Origin of the sequence: Brevibacterium sp. LE-L (assembly GCF_050214925.1) — a bacterium.
Taxonomy (GTDB): Bacteria; Actinomycetota; Actinomycetes; order Actinomycetales; family Brevibacteriaceae; genus Brevibacterium.
Window position 1 is genome coordinate 1688625 of the sequence record NZ_CP189759.1, and the last position, 13912, is coordinate 1702536.

Consider the following 13912-nt stretch of genomic DNA (forward strand, 5'->3'; position numbering starts at 1 on the left):
AAGAGTGCACGGGCAGATGGTGCTGAGAATCGCGCGACTGGAGCATCAGCATACGCAGTGGCTGACAGACCTGCTCGCCCGCAATCCCTGCCAGAACGTCTACCTCATCTCCCTGCTCGAAGTCACCGGCACCGCCCGACTCGGTTCGCCCGCCGGGACTCTCTATGGGGTCTTCGACCGCGACCGGCCGGTGGCCGCCTACTGGGTGGGCGGGAACATCATCCCGGTCGCGGCGACGCCGGAGACGAACGAGGTGCTGGCACGCAAACTCAATGCCGATGGCCGCGTCTCCTGTTCGCTCATCGGTGAGCGCACCGTCATCCTCGACCTGCAGTCGCGGCTGAACTGGGGTCGACCGCGAGGCGTCAGGCAGCGCCAGCCGCTGCTGGCGATCAGTTCGGATCCGCTCGTGACCCCGGACGAACACGTTCACCGGGTGACCCTCGATGACCTCGGCGCGGTGTTTCCCGCCAGCGTCGACATGTTCACCAAAGAGGTCGGATTCTCACCCGTCGAAGACGGCACCGCCGGTTACCTGTCTCGGGTGCGCGGCATCATCCGCAGCAAGAACTGCTACGCCCGGATCTCGACCACTCTGCCCGACGGCGGAGCCGTGCCCCGATGGCCGGCGACGGAACAGGACGAGCAGGTGCTGTTCAAAGCCGATATCGGCATTCGGGCCCGCCGCATCGTCCAGGTCCAAGGCGTGTGGGTCCACCCTGAGGTGCGCAACCAGGGGCTCGGGGCGGCCGGGATGGCCGCCGTCGTCCAACGCACGCGCGACAAGGGCCATTCCACGGTGAGCCTGTATGCCAATGACTACAACGAGTCCGCGCTGCGGATGTACGCCCGCGTCGGCTTCGACCAGGTCGGCACCTTCGCCACCGTCATGTACTGATCGGGTGGTAAACCTCAGTCGCGGCGGTTGCGGGACTGGGGCTTGGCCATGTCGCCTAAGAACTTCTCCATCTCCCGACGGTCCTTCTTCGTCGGACGTCCCAGCCCTTTGTCGCGACGGGGCACGAACCCGCGCAGAGCCGGGTCCGGCGGGGGAGTGAGATCTTCGTAGCACTTGACTGCGACGGACGCCTGCATCCGGGTCGGGATGAAGCCGGTGATCTTCCAGGTGAATTCGGACCCGGCCTTGCGCACCCGCACCTCTTGGCCGATCGTCACCTTCTGTGCGGCTTTGACCCGCTGACCGTCGACCTGCACATGCCCGCCTCGGCAGGCCTGAGTGGCGAGATTGCGGGTCTTGAACATCCGCGTCGTCCACAGCCACACGTCGACGCGCATGTGCTTTGCCGCATCACGGTTGATCTCGGTCATCGCCGGTGTCCTTCGGGCTCCTGGCTGCGAGAGTCGGCCCGCAGGGCCAGCTCGGAGCGGCGGGTGAACGTCTGGGCGGGACGGCCCCGCCCCTGAGTCACGGCCTGACCGGTGGGATCGAGCAGCGGCAGCATGGTGCGCCGGAACGTATCGGCCTGCAGACTCTCCCCGGCCACAACCTCGTGGAGTTCGCGCAGCTGCCGCAGCGAGAACTCGCTTTCGAGCAGACCGAAGGGATCCGGAGTCCGTTCGTGCAGCGCCCGCAGCCGGTGCACGGCCACGCGCACGATCTCCCGATGCTCCTCACTGAGCTCCTCGACCTCGTGCACGGGCACGAGTCTGCGGCGGTGGGCGGGGGAGTCGGCGTAATCGGAATCCCGCGCAGCCTCCTCGGCGGCGGGGTGGGGATGATCATCCTCGGCGAGGCCGACGTCGGCGGCCGAGAGCACATCGAGGTGAGCCACGGAGATCACCCACCCGCGATCGTCACGGTCGGGCTGATCGAACACGTGCAGCTGCACCGGTGCCCGGTCGACCAGCCGGGCCTTCTCGCGCAGGCACCGGGCGACCGCCTCGGCGAGCCGTTCCTGCGGACGCAGGATCGACCCGGGCAGCTGCCAGACCCCATCCCCGGGATGGGTCATGAGAACATGCAGGCCGCGGCCGGGCACGGGGCAGAGGACCGCGGTGTCGACCGCGACCGAGGGCCGCGGGAACTGCGTGAGTTGACTCGGATCAGGCATGCTCTTCGTATCGTTCGAATTCGTCGTCGGTGCAGGTGGTCGGCGAGGAGACCGGAGGTCTCGCGTGGTGCTGGACTTCCGTGCAGCACGCACCAGTCTAATTCTCTTCTGCCGGGTGACGAATCCTCTCTCACCGGTGAGCGAAATCCTGCCCCCGCCGTTTGTTCCGCGCCGATTCCCTGACCCTCGCCCGCGTGCGATAGTGTTCGAGCAGAGTCCTGACAAGTTGAGGAGAATCACCCATGGCCCTGCGCATGTCGTCCCTGTTCGTGCGAACCCAGAAGGAGGACCCGGTCGGCGCCGAGGTGGCCAGCCACAAACTGCTGCACCGCGCCGGATACATCCGCAGGTCCGCCCCGGGGATCTACACGTGGCTGCCGCTGGGTCTGGCCGTACTCGGCAAGATCGAGGCCATCGTGCGCGAAGAGATGGCGCGCGCCGGCTCCCAGGAAGTCCATTTCCCCGGCCTGCTGCCGGCCGACCCGTACAAGACCTCGGGCCGTTGGGAAGCCTTCGGACCCGACCTCTTCCACCTCAAGGACCGTCGGGACAACGACTACATCCTCGCGCCCACCCACGAGGAGGTCTTCACCCTCCTCGTCAAGGATCTCTACTCCTCGTACAAGGACCTGCCGCTGTCGATCTACCAGATCCAGACGAAGTACCGCGACGAGGCCCGGCCCCGGGCAGGACTGCTGCGCGGACGCGAATTCATCATGAAGGACGCCTACTCCTTCGACATCGACGATGCCGGACTCGACGCCTCCTATGAGGCCATGCGCGTGGCCTACCTGCGGGCCTTCGCTCGCCTCGGCCTGCCTTGCCTGCCCGTCAAGGCGACCCCGGGCGCGATGGGCGGCTCCGGCACCGAAGAGTTCATCTACCCCTCCGAGGTCGGCGAGGACACCTTCGTGCGCTCGCCCGGCGGGTACGCCGCGAACGTCGAGGCCGTGACCTCGATCGTTCCCGAGGCGATTCCGTACGCTCAATCTCCTGCCGCCCACGTCGAGGACACCCCGGACACCCCGACGATCGAAACCCTCGTCGCCGCCGCGAACGCTCAGCATCCGCGCGCCGACCGCGAGTGGACGGCCGCAGACACACTGAAGAACGTCGTCTGTGCCGTCACCCATCCCGACGGCACGCGCGAGATCATCGTCATCGGCCTGCCCGGTGATCGCGAAGTCGACCTCGACCGGGCCGCCGGCACCGGAATGCTCGGCAACGGCGAGGTCGGCCTCGAGGCCGCCACCGCCGAGGATCTTGCCGCCCACCCGGAACTCGTCAAGGGCTACATCGGGCCCGGCAACGACCTGGCCGACCCCGTGCTCGGTCTCGAATCGCCCTCGAAGATCCGCTACCTGCTCGACCCCCGTGTCGTCGACGGCACGCGCTGGATCACCGGAGCCAACGAACCCGGACGTCACGTCTTCGACCTCGTCGCCGGTCGTGACTTCACCGCCGACGGCACGATCGAAGCCGCCCAGGTGGTTCTCGGCGACCCCGCACCGGACGGTTCGGGACCCCTGGAACTGGCTCGCGGCGTTGAGATCGGTCAGATCTTCAAGCTCGGCCGCAAGTACGCCGAAGCCCTCGACCTCAAGGTGCTTGACCAGAACGGGAAGGCGCAGACCGTGACGATGGGCTCCTACGGGCTCGGCGTCACCCGCGTCATGGCCTGCATCGCCGAGGAGTACCACTCGGAGAACGGCCTGCTGTGGCCCCAGCATCTGGCCCCGGCCGATGTCCACATCGTCGTCGCCGGCAAGGGCGACGAGATCGCCGAAGCGGCCGAGACCATGACCGCCGAGCTCGAAGCCGAAGGTGTCAGCGTCCTGCTCGACGACCGCAACAAGGTCTCACCGGGCTTCAAGTTCGCCGATGCCGAACTCATCGGCATCCCCACGGTCATCGTCGTCGGACGGGGGCTGGCCGACGGTGTCGTCGAGGTCCGCGACCGTCTCGGTGACGGCAAGGGCGATGTCCCCGTCGCCGAGGTGGTGCCGTCGACCGTGGCACGAGTGCGCGCAGCATATGCGAAGGCGAACGATGCAGCCGATGCGGCGGTGGCTGCCGACGGCGCGGACGCGTCCGACACCGCCGACGCGAACGACTGAGCCTCCTCGGTGTTCGAAGCGCTCACCGGCGGCATCGATGTCACCGTGGCCATGGTCCTGTGGCTGCTCGCCGCAGGAGTCCTGGCCGGGTGGATCGATGCGGTCGTCGGCGGGGGTGGACTCATCCAGCTGCCCGCGCTGCTGCTCGTCCCGGGGATGACCCCGGTCCAGGCGGTCGCGACGAACAAGATCGGGTCGATCGCGGGCACGACCGCCTCGGCGATCACGTATCTGCGCAAGATCACCCCGGATCGGTCGGCGACGATCCCGGCGGCTGCCTCGGCGTTCCTCGGCGCTGTGCTCGGGGCGAAGCTTGCGACCCTGGTTCCCTCCGCATTGTTCACGCCGATCATCCTGCTCGCTCTGATCGGGGTCGGACTGTTCACGCTGCTGAACCCCAGCCTCGGCGCGGATGCGAGCCTGCGGTTCGGGGAGACGTCGAAGCGGCACCATGCGCTGTCATGGCTCATCGGGCTCGTCATCGGCGTCTATGACGGGGTGCTCGGGCCGGGGACGGGATCGTTCCTCGTCATCGCCTTCGTCTCGGTCATCGGGTTCTCGTTCCTGCAGGCCTCGGCCACGGCCAAGGTCATCAACTGGGCGACGAACTTCGGTGCGCTCGTCTACTTCGTCCCCGATGGTCAGGTGGTGTGGCTGCTCGGAATGGTCGTGGCGGTCGGAAACGTCGCCGGCGGCATCTTCGGGGCTCGGACCGCGCTGAAGAAGGGGTCCGGGTTCGTCCGCGTCATCTTCGTCGTCGTGGTCTCCGCGATGATCCTCAAACTCGGCTTCGACATCCTGACCACCCTCATCCACCCACCCCTTGCTACCTGACGGCGGCCCAGCAACCTCGCGCGAGGTTGCTGGGCCGCCGTCACGTAGCAATTAGCCGATGGGTTTGAGGGCGTGGGCGTTGACTCCGGCCACGTCGGCGCCGGACAGGGCGCGGGCGACCCACAGGGAACGCGCCGCATCGGCCAGGCTCGACGTCGACCCCTCGGAGGCCGAGCGCAGATACCAGAACATGTTCGTGATCTCGCGGGCCACGGTCGCGCCCATCCCGTACTGCGGGTCGATGCGCGCGCACAGGGCCAGGTCCGTGGCGAAACCGCGCAGCCACGCCGCCTGCGCCTGCGGATGGTTCGATGGGATCTCAGCCAGACGATTCCACAGCACCGGGGCCAAGGTATAGGCGGTCGGCCCGGCCAGAGGCTGCGGGTCGATGGCCTTCCACGTCGAAATGCCCGTCGGATCCGGATTGCCGGCAAGGATGTTGTAGTAGTGCAGGTCGGCGTGGATGAGCCAGTTCTCATCCGAGGAGGCCAAGGTCTGCATCCAATTGCGGGCGAACGACAGCAGCAGCCGATCATTCGGACCCGCCTCCGACCACCCGGTGAGCAGCCCGGCATCGGCATCGAAGCTGTTCAGCCACCCGCCGACGACGTCCTGGACGCGCAGGAACTCCGCCGCCGCCGGAATCTCCAGAGACCGCTGCAGGGCACCCCACACGGGAGGCACATCGGCCAAGGGCAGCACCGAGAGATTGTCCTTCGTGCGCAGCCGCTCCTGCAGGGTCACGCGGAAGCTGCGATCATCGCGGATGACCCGCACGGCGCCGTGCCCGTTCCACATCTTCAACGCGCGCAGCACCTGCGCATGCGCGGCGGTATGCGCCGAGGTGGGGGCCGCGAACCGCAGCACACCCTGATAGTTCTCCTGAGTGAGCACCGGAATGACCAGCGATTCGCAGCCGGCCCACGGGGAGCCGGGCACATCGTCGAAGCGCAGCTTCCACCGATCGAGGAGCTCAGTGGCCATGAAATCGAGCGCCGCGACCCAGGCATCGGTGCGGAACTCGCCGATGATGTCGCGAGTGGACCGGTAGAGAACAGGTGGAACCCTCACTTCGTCGCCTCCGCCCGTCCCGGATCGTCGTAGGAAAAACGCAGCGGCTGCGGTGCGGCGAAGACCGTGCGTGCCCGCGCCGATTCCCACAACCGCAGGATCGCCGAGGCGTCACCGTCCAACCACGGCAGCACCGAGGCGGCCACGCCGTCTTCGAGATTGAGGGCGAGCTCCTTCGCCGACTCGGCATCCGTGGGGGTGGGCTCGAGTTTCCACGCCGAGGCGTTCGGGTCCGCCTGCTTCTCGCCGAGGAGTTCGAGCATCTCCCCGGACAGGGCCCCCAGGGACTCGAGCCGGGCCAGCGCCCTCATGCGTTGAGAGGACTTGACCGGGAAATTCACGGCCAGGCGTTCGTAGCCGTAGGCCGCCGCCCGCGACTGATTGAGGATCGCGTTGAACATCGCCTGCCGATCCTCCGCACCGCCGGACGGGGAATCGCCGCTGCCGTTACCATCCTCGCTGCCCTCGCCATCCTCGCCGCCCTCGGCATCCTCGGCGGCTGCCGACGGCTGCGCACGGTCGGACATGTCCTCACGCCCGGTGCGGATGAGGTCATCGGCAGTGTCGATGAGCTCGGGCCGCTTCGTCCCGGCCGTCAGTGCCAGCCCGGTCGCGACGTCGGCCAGGACGGGGATGAGGCCCGATCCGAGCGGCGACGACGCTGAGAAGACGGCCTTGAGGACGACCTCGGCGGCGTCGACGAATGGGCGTGATTCCTCCGTCGGGGGAGGATCGGTGGCGAACTCCGTCGGCGGGTTCCACTCGGGGCCGATCGCCGTCTTGAAATCGGCAAGATCCTCACCAGCGGTTTCCGGGTCACCGGAGCCGGGGGAGGCGGCGTCGAGGATGCGTGCGATGCGGTTGCGCAGCTGCTGCGTGGAATCGAGGGTGGGGATGTCGGGGTCGGAGTCGATGCGCAGGCCACAGGCCGTGAGTAGACTCAGACTCATTCCGCTGACGCCGGTAGTCAGGAGGACGCGGCGACTGACGGGAAAACGCATACGGCAATCCTATCGGATGCCCACCGGCCGGCCCGGACGCACAGTCCGGGCGGAAACTCGCCCCGCGGATCGGATGCTTAACGTCGAGCGAGGGTGTCGCTTAGGGTGGGGTGAAACGGTCGACCGGGCATGCGCACGGGCCACCGCACCCACGCCGCCGCCTCGGCGAGTGGGCCGTCCAGTGACGAGGAGGAGATATGGACGAGGACATCGAACGGATCAAGGGTCTGCTCGCCCCACCCCTGGAATCCGCGGGATTCCACCTGGAGAACGTCAAGGCCGTCGCCGCAGGCCCCCGCCGCACGCTCACCGTCGTCGTCGACCTCGATGAGTCGAGCACGGATCCGATGTCGATGGAGAAGATCGCCGAATCGACGAAGATCGTCGGCGCCGCCCTCGACGAGGTCGAGATCTTCCGAGACAAGCCCTACCAGCTCGAGGTCACCAGCCCCGGTGCCACACGCAAGCTCGAGACCCCGCGTCACTTCCGCCGCGTGATCGGCCGCCGCCTGGAGATCACGACGAAGAAGGACACTTTCAAACTCGACCTCGCCGAGGTGGGGGAGACTTCGATCACGGGAACGAACCCCCAGAACAGGCAGACGAAGCAGGTGCCGCTCGACGACATCCGCACGGCGCAGGTGGAATTGAAGTTCCGCTGAGGTCGAACTGACGTTCCGCCGCGGCCGAACGTGGGGCTTCGCTGATACGGTGCGGGCGCGGACTGGGATAGACTGTTACGCCTGCATAAGTGAACACAGACAATTCAACGCTCGAGTGAGCTGCAATGCTTGAGTGAGCCGGAGAGGACATAGGCATATGGACATCGATCTCAATGTTCTGCGCGTGATCGAACGAGAGCGTGAGATTCCGCTGGAGACCCTCGTCGAACTCATCGAACAGGCTCTCTACCTCGCCTACCAGAAGACCGAGGGTGCGTGGCCCGACGCCCGCGCAGAGCTCGACAAGTCCTCCGGTGAGGTGCGCATTCTCGCTGTTGAGTTCGACAACGACGACAACCCGATCGGCGAATTCGACGACACCCCCACCGGCTTCGGCCGCATTGCCGCCCAGACCGCCAGGCAGGTCATCTACCAGCGCCTGCGCGACGTCGAGGACGAAACCGTGCTCGGCACGTTCAAGGGCCGCGAGGGCGAGATCGCCTCGGGTACCATCCAGCAGGGCAGGGATCCGCAGATGGTCCAGGTCGACCTCGGCGATGTCGAGGCCGTTCTGCCCCCGCACGAACAGGTCCCCGGCGAGGAATACACCCACGGCACTCGTCTGCGCGTCTACATCGCCGACGTCCACAAGGGGCAGAAGGGCACCTCGGTCACCGTTTCCCGCACCCACCCGAACCTCGTGCGCCGTCTCTTCGCCCATGAGGCCCCGGAGATCGCCGACGGCACCGTCGAGATCGTGTCCCTGGCCCGTGAGGCCGGCCATCGCACGAAACTCGCGGTGCGCGCCACGAAGCCCGGCGTCAACGCGAAGGGCTCGTGCATCGGCGAGCTCGGATCCCGTGTGCGGGCAGTCATGAACGAGCTCGGCCAGGAGAAGATCGACATCGTCGACTACTCCGACGATCCGGCGAAGTTCATCGCCCACGCGCTGTCGCCGGCGAAGGCCAGAAGTGTCGAGATCCTCGACGCAGCCGCCCAAGAATCCCGCGCCGTCGTACCGACCGACCAGCTCTCACTGGCCATCGGCAAGGAAGGGCAGAACGCCCGCCTGGCCGCGAAGCTCACCGGCTGGAAGATCGACATCGTCGCAGCCGACTGATCCTCGCCGAGGCGGCCCACCGGTCGACATCGCCGCAGGCGAACAGCCTTCCGCAGTGATCCTCACCACTGGCCCCTTGGCGCGCGCCGTGGCGTCGGTGCTGTAGAATCATTCATTGTGAATGTTGGCGATGGACCCGTAAGGACGTGCATCGCCTGTCGGCAGAAGGCCGATCGGAGCGAGCTGACGCGATTCGTCTTCCGCCCCGATCAGCACCCCGCCGTCGTCCACGACGTGTCAGCGACACTGCCGGGACGCGGCGCCTGGGTGCACCCTGACGAGAAGTGCCTGACCAAGGCACGGACCGCTGCCCCCTTCGCTCGAGCCTTTCGAACGAAGATCACGGCCTCGGACCTCCCGAAGCCGGACACCGAACCCAAAGAGAACGGGTAGCCGAATGGATGACAAGTTGTGAGTGTCGCACGATGACACCCAGACGGAAATCGAGAGAGCAGTGAAATGAGTACTGCTCTTCATTGATGAGGTTCTTTCCTGACCGGGAAAGAACCCGGACAGGAGAACTGTGGCAAAGCCCCGTGTCCATGAGCTCGCGAAAGAGCTCGGCACAACCAGTAAAAACGTCCTTGAGAAGCTTCAGGACATGGGCGAATTCGTTCGCTCTGCTTCCTCGACGCTCGAAGCGCCCGTCGTGCGCCGAGTGAAGGAAGCCTTCGCCGATTCCGCACCCGCCGCTGGCGAGAAGTCTGCCGGTGGTGCCGCGAAGAAGTCCGCTGCCAAGCCCGCGGCGAAGCCCGGAGCCCCGAAGCCCGGTGCGAAGCCGGCACCCAAGCCCGCCGCGAAGTCGACGGCCAAGCCGGCCCCGGAGAAGTCCAAGTCCGCTGAGGCGGACGAGACCGCAGCGAAGCCGGCGTCGAAGCCGGCAGCCAAGCCGGGCGCCAAGCCCGCAGCTCCGGCTGCCCCGAAGGCAGAGACTCCCGCCGAGGCTCCCGCGGCCGAGACGAAGCCCGAAGGCTCCGCCTCCGCCAAGCCCGATGCACCGAAGCCGGCTGCCGCACCCAAGCCGGGTGCGCCGAAGCCCGGTGCGCCGAAGCCCGGTGCCCCCAAGCCGGGTGCGCCCAAGCCCGGTGCGCCGAAGCCCGGGGGCCGGTCATCGGCACGCCCCGGCAACAACCCGTTTGCTCCCTCGCAGGGAATGCCGAAGCCCGGTCGCGGCCCGAAGCCCGGCGGCCGTCCCGGCGGTCAGGGTGGTCAGGGCGGACGCCCCGGCAACAACCCGTTTGCTCCCTCGCAGGGAATGCCGAAGCCCGGCCAGAAGCCGCGCGGCACCGGTGAGGAGTCCGCGGCAGGTCCGCGTCCGGCACCGCGTCCGGGCGCACCTCGCCCGAACCCGTCGATGCTGAAGAACTCGGCACTGAACAAGCCCGCTCCCGGCCGCGGTCGCGGCGGGGGACGCGGCAATGCCCCCGGCGGCGGTCCCGGTGCTCCGGCAGGCGGTCCCGGCGGCGGTCCGCGTCGCGGTCCCGGCGGTCCGGGCGGACGCGGTTCAGGTCGCGGTCGCGGAAGCACCCAGGGTGCATTCGGCCGCGGCGGCGGTCCCCGTCAGAAGGGACGGAAGTCGAAGCGGGCGAAGCGCGCAGAGCTCGAGCAGATGCAGGCTCCGTCGGTCGGTGGCGTCACCGTTCCGCGCGGAAACGGCAACACGCCGCTGCGTCTGCGTCGCGGCTCCTCGCTGGCCGACTTCGCCGAGAAGATCAACACGGATCCCACGAACCTCGTGACCGTGCTCTTCCACCTCGGTGAGATGGCGACGATCACCCAGTCCCTCGACGAGGCGACCTTCGAGATCCTCGGCGAGGAGCTCGGCTACAAGATCGAGATCGTCTCGCCCGAAGACGAAGACCGTGAGCTGCTCGAGACCTTCGACATCGATCTCGATGCCGAAGCCGCCGAAGAAGACGATGAAGACCTCCAGGCTCGTCCGCCGGTCATCACCGTCATGGGTCACGTCGACCACGGTAAGACCAAGCTGCTCGACGCGATCCGCTCGGCCAATGTGGCAGCACGGGAAGCCGGCGGCATCACCCAGCACATCGGCGCCTACCAGGTCGAGGTCGACCACGAGGGCCAGGAGCGCAAGCTCACCTTCCTCGACACCCCGGGCCACGAGGCGTTCACCGCCATGCGTGCCCGCGGTGCGAAGTCGACCGACCTCGCGATCCTCGTGGTCGCCGCCGATGACGGTGTCATGCCGCAGACCATCGAAGCGCTCAATCACGCTCAGGCGGCGAATGTGCCGATCGTCGTGGCTGTCAACAAGGTCGATAAGGAGGGGGCGAACCCGGCCAAGGTCATGCAGCAGCTGACCGAGTACAACCTCGTGGCCGAAGAGTACGGCGGCGAGACCATGTTCGTGCCGATCTCCGCGCTCAAGCGTGAGGGCATCGACCAGCTGCTCGAGTCCGTGCTCCTGACCACCGATGCGGCACTGGACCTGCGGGCCAACCCCGACAAGTCCGCTCGCGGCATCGCGATCGAAGCCAAGCTCGACAAGGGCCGCGGCGCGGTTGCGACCGTGCTCGTCGAGTCCGGCACCCTGCGCCAGGGCGACGCCATCGTCTGCGGCACCGCCTACGGACGTGTGCGGGCGATGTTCGATGAGAACGGCAACCTCGTCGAGGAGGCCGGTCCCTCCCGTCCGGTCCAGGTCCTCGGTCTGTCCTCGGTCCCGCGTGCCGGTGATTCGTTCATCTCCACCGATGACGACCGCACCGCACGTCAGATCGCTGAGAAGCGCGACGCCATCGAGCGCAATGCCGCTCAGGCCCGCGGTCGCAAGCGCATCAGCCTCGAGGACTTCACGAAGGCGCTGGCCGAGGGCAAGGTCGACATGCTCAACCTCATCCTCAAGGGCGACGTCTCCGGTGCTGTCGAAGCACTCGAGGATTCGCTGCTCAAGATCGATGTGGGCGAGGAAGTCGATCTGCGGATCATCCACCGCGGCGTCGGTGCGATCACCGAGAACGACATCAACCTGGCCACGGTCGACAACGCGATCGTCATCGGCTTCAACGTCCGTCCGGAAGCGAAGGCTCGCGACCTGGCAGACCGCGAAGGCGTCGACGTCCGCTACTACTCGGTCATCTACCAGGCGATCGACGACATCGAGAGCTCGCTCAAGGGCATGCTCAAGCCCGAGTACGAAGAGGTCCAGACCGGTACCGCGGAGATCCGCGAGGTCTTCCGGTCCTCGAAGTTCGGCAACATCGCCGGTTCGATCGTCCGCGATGGTCACATCAAGAGGAACTCGACCGCACGCGTCACTCGCGACGGAGTCGTCATCGGCAACAGTGTCAGCATCGAGTCGCTGCGCCGGTTCAAGGACGATGCCACCGAGGTCCGTGAGGGCTACGAGTGCGGTATCGGACTCGGCAAGTTCAACGACCTGCGCGTCGGAGACATCATCGAGACTTTCGAGATGCAGGAGAAGCCGCGCGACTGAGCGGACCAGTCTGAGTCGCACGCTCACGATGTGAGTCGCAACCGTTGGCTCCGGTCGGCCCCTGGAACAGGGGACCGGCCGGAGCCGGTTCGATTCCACGTCTAAGATAGGGCCGGAGACACGCTCCGGCCCCGAACCACGAAGGACAGCACTATGGCAGACCCCACCAGGGCTCGCAAGATCGCCGATCAGATCAAGGTCATCGTCGCCAGCACGATCGAGCGTCGGCTCAAGGATCCGCGCCTCGGCTTCGTCACCGTCACCGATGTGCGTGTGACCGGAGATCTGCAGCACGCCACCATCTTCTACACCGTCTACGGTGACGACCAGGACCTCATCGGCACCGGCAAAGCGCTGGAATCCGCGAAGGGCTTCATCCGCTCCGAGGTCGGCAAGGGGCTGACGATCCGTCTGACCCCGAGCCTCGAGTTCATCGCCGATGCCGTCCCCGAGGCGGCCGCCCGTCTCGATGGACTGCTCGCTCAGGCCGCCGCCGACGATGCCCGCGTGGCCGATCTGGCTGAGAACGCGGAGCACGCGGGAGACGCCGATCCGTACAAGAAGAGCGAGAGCGCCGACGACGAGTGATCGGCGATCTTCGTCACGAATGCAGAAAACGTCGTCGTAACAGTTTTGTTATGTTTCCGAGATGTCGTAGACTTCTTCGGGTAACGAAATGATCACGACTCTGTTAAGGGAATTCTGCATTGGGTAAGCACTCTTCACCGAAGCCGTCGTTCGCGAAGCAGCTCATCCGGGACCTGACTCCCGGCAGGCGCCCCGCGGGACGACGCGCAGCGACTGCGCCGTCGACGGCGACATCCGTGCTGGCGACCGTCAAGCAGCGTCCCGTCGTCGCCGCGATCGCCGTTCCGGCCGCAGCGACCGCGGCCGTGGTCGGTTCGACCGTCGTGATGGGCCCGCCGGAATCCGGCGAGGTCACCAGCGAAGCCGCCAGCACCACGCCTGAGCAGGCGAGTCCCTCGTCTGTGAGCCAGGACGAGATCGACGCGCAGCGGAAGAAGGCCGGCGAAGAGTACCTCGAGAAGGTCAAGGACAACCCGAAGTACAAGAACAAGTCTTCGAAGTCCACCCTCGAGGTCAAGACGCCGAAGCCGGAGCCGACCGCCGAATCCTCGACCGCGGCGACCAAGAGCGGCAGCGACTCCTCGTCCAAGGACAAGTCCACCGAGGGCGGAGGCACCTCGGACGACACCTCCGCCCCGTCGTGCAGCGTGTCATCGTCGATCGAATCCGGTCTGCTGCCCAACGCCGTCAACGGATACCGTGCCGTGTGCGCGAAGTTCCCCGAAGTCAAGACCTTCGGCGGCCGTCGCCCCGGCACCGGGTCGGACCACAACACCGGTGAAGCCGTGGACATCATGATCAGCGGCGCCACGGGTGACCGCATCGCCGACTACCTGATCAAGAACCAGGGCAGCCTCAACGTCAAGTACGTCATCTGGAAGCAGCGCATCTGGATGCCCGGCCAGGGCTGGAAGGGCATGGAGGACCGCGGCAGCACGACTGCCAACCACTTCGACCACGTGCACGCCTCCTTCAACTGAAGTCGGC

The 13912-nt window shown here is 66.8% G+C and carries 13 protein-coding genes; 9 read left to right on the forward strand and 4 right to left on the reverse strand.

From position 1 onward, the window contains the following. Positions 1–16: 16 nt before the first annotated feature. Positions 17–898 (forward strand): DUF4081 domain-containing GNAT family N-acetyltransferase, encoded by an 882-nt coding sequence (locus ACQE2J_RS07605; protein ID WP_240689746.1) that lies wholly within the window; start codon positions 17–19, stop codon positions 896–898. Between the two features lie 14 nt (positions 899–912). On the opposite strand, the gene ACQE2J_RS07610 is transcribed toward ACQE2J_RS07605, so the two are convergent. Both ACQE2J_RS07610 and ACQE2J_RS07615 read right to left on the reverse strand, forming a co-directional pair. Continuing rightward, the gene (locus ACQE2J_RS07610; protein WP_135539413.1) at positions 913–1329 is read right to left on the reverse strand and encodes an RNA-binding S4 domain-containing protein; all 417 of its coding nucleotides are present in this window, start codon (positions 1327–1329) and stop codon (positions 913–915) included. Further along, the gene (locus ACQE2J_RS07615) at positions 1326–2072 is read right to left on the reverse strand and encodes an NUDIX hydrolase (RefSeq protein WP_135539411.1); all 747 of its coding nucleotides are present in this window, start codon (positions 2070–2072) and stop codon (positions 1326–1328) included. Before ACQE2J_RS07615 ends, ACQE2J_RS07610 begins: the two co-directional genes overlap by 4 nt. Before the next feature lie 242 nt (positions 2073–2314). Here ACQE2J_RS07615 and ACQE2J_RS07620 point away from each other — a divergent pair, with 242 nt between their 5' ends. Beyond that, a complete protein-coding gene (locus ACQE2J_RS07620; protein ID WP_135539409.1) occupies positions 2315–4189 on the forward strand; it encodes a proline--tRNA ligase in 1875 nt (624 codons plus the stop codon). A gap of 9 nt (positions 4190–4198) precedes the next feature. Further along, positions 4199–5023: a TSUP family transporter gene (locus ACQE2J_RS07625; RefSeq protein ID WP_240689744.1), complete on the forward strand. Its 825-nt coding sequence runs from the start codon at positions 4199–4201 to the stop codon at positions 5021–5023. A gap of 51 nt (positions 5024–5074) precedes the next feature. On the opposite strand, the gene ACQE2J_RS07630 is transcribed toward ACQE2J_RS07625, so the two are convergent. Then, complete coding sequence (locus ACQE2J_RS07630; protein ID WP_135539407.1) at positions 5075–6094, reverse strand: aminoglycoside phosphotransferase family protein; 1020 nt, start codon at positions 6092–6094, stop codon at positions 5075–5077. Beyond that, positions 6091–7095, reverse strand: coding sequence for a hypothetical protein (locus ACQE2J_RS07635; protein WP_425118797.1), 1005 nt, complete (start codon positions 7093–7095; stop codon positions 6091–6093). The genes ACQE2J_RS07630 and ACQE2J_RS07635 overlap by 4 nt, the downstream gene beginning before the upstream one ends. A 197-nt stretch (positions 7096–7292) precedes the next feature. Between ACQE2J_RS07635 and rimP the strand changes: the two genes are divergently transcribed. From rimP to ACQE2J_RS07665, 6 genes are all read left to right on the forward strand, one after another. Continuing rightward, positions 7293–7757 (forward strand): ribosome maturation factor RimP, encoded by a 465-nt coding sequence (gene rimP / locus ACQE2J_RS07640; protein ID WP_135539403.1) that lies wholly within the window; start codon positions 7293–7295, stop codon positions 7755–7757. Positions 7758–7914: 157 nt separating this feature from the next. Beyond that, positions 7915–8877 (forward strand): transcription termination factor NusA, encoded by a 963-nt coding sequence (nusA, locus tag ACQE2J_RS07645; protein ID WP_135539401.1) that lies wholly within the window; start codon positions 7915–7917, stop codon positions 8875–8877. A gap of 117 nt (positions 8878–8994) precedes the next feature. Further along, positions 8995–9270 (forward strand): YlxR family protein, encoded by a 276-nt coding sequence (locus ACQE2J_RS07650; protein WP_135539399.1) that lies wholly within the window; start codon positions 8995–8997, stop codon positions 9268–9270. A 130-nt stretch (positions 9271–9400) separates the two neighbouring features. Next, complete coding sequence (gene infB, locus ACQE2J_RS07655; protein ID WP_135539397.1) at positions 9401–12337, forward strand: translation initiation factor IF-2; 2937 nt, start codon at positions 9401–9403, stop codon at positions 12335–12337. A gap of 153 nt (positions 12338–12490) precedes the next feature. After that, positions 12491–12925, forward strand: a complete 435-nt coding sequence (gene rbfA / locus ACQE2J_RS07660; RefSeq protein ID WP_135539395.1) for a 30S ribosome-binding factor RbfA — start codon at positions 12491–12493, stop codon at positions 12923–12925. A 119-nt stretch (positions 12926–13044) separates the two neighbouring features. Continuing rightward, on the forward strand, positions 13045–13905 hold the full coding sequence (locus tag ACQE2J_RS07665; protein WP_135539393.1) for a ligand-binding protein SH3: 861 nt from the start codon (positions 13045–13047) through the stop codon (positions 13903–13905). Positions 13906–13912 lie beyond the last annotated feature (7 nt).